A 675-nucleotide genomic window follows, 5' to 3' on the forward strand; every position below is an offset into this window, starting at 1 on the left:
TCAGCTCCAGCCACCGCAGGTCCGCCTCCAGGTGGAACAGCGCGTGGTCGCAGATCAGCTGGTCGGCCAGATCGCCGTCCTCCTTGCGCCGGGTCAGCGCGCGCATCTGCCGCAGGTGCTCGGTTCGTTGCAGGTCGAGCACCTCCGCCGCCGGACGGTCGGTCAGCAGCGCCAGCACCACCTTGGCGTACAGCGTGTTCTGCAGGTACGGCTCCGGGCTCTCGGCCCGGGCCAGCCACTCGCCGACGTCGGTCACCCCGGCCTCGGTGATCGCGTACCGCTTCCGCTCGGGGCCGTCCCCCGGCTCGACGCCCTCGACCTCGACCAGCCCGCTCTTCAGCAGCCGGGACAGCGTCGAGTACACCTGCCCGTAGTGCAGCGACCGGGTGCGGCCGAACTGCTCGTCGTAGGCGCGCTTCAGGTCGTAGCCGTGGCGCGGCTGGGACTCCAGGAGGCCGAGGAGGATCTGACCGAGTGACATGGTCCGCACTCTACCCAGCGTGTATAGCGCGGGTTCATAGTCGGGCGCGGCGGGTGAGCGGCCGCGTCGTACGGCCGGATCGGGGAACGGACCCCGCCCGGCGACGGCGGCAGGCAACGGTGGGGCCGAAGAGCCGGTCGGACCAGGGGGAGTGGCGTGCTCGATCCGCTGTCGATGTCGGCGGTCACCGTGGT

Annotated in this window: 1 protein-coding gene; it reads right to left on the reverse strand. The window is 71.3% G+C overall.

The window, feature by feature from the left end; all coding sequences use genetic code 11:
• Positions 1–481 (reverse strand): PadR family transcriptional regulator (locus ABD323_RS43140; protein ID WP_344447497.1); only part of this gene is annotated, 481 nt, incomplete at its 3' end.
• Positions 482–675: the final 194 nt, after the last annotated feature.

Source organism: Kitasatospora nipponensis, assembly GCF_039528135.1.
GTDB classification, from domain to species: Bacteria; Actinomycetota; Actinomycetes; order Streptomycetales; family Streptomycetaceae; genus Kitasatospora; species Kitasatospora nipponensis.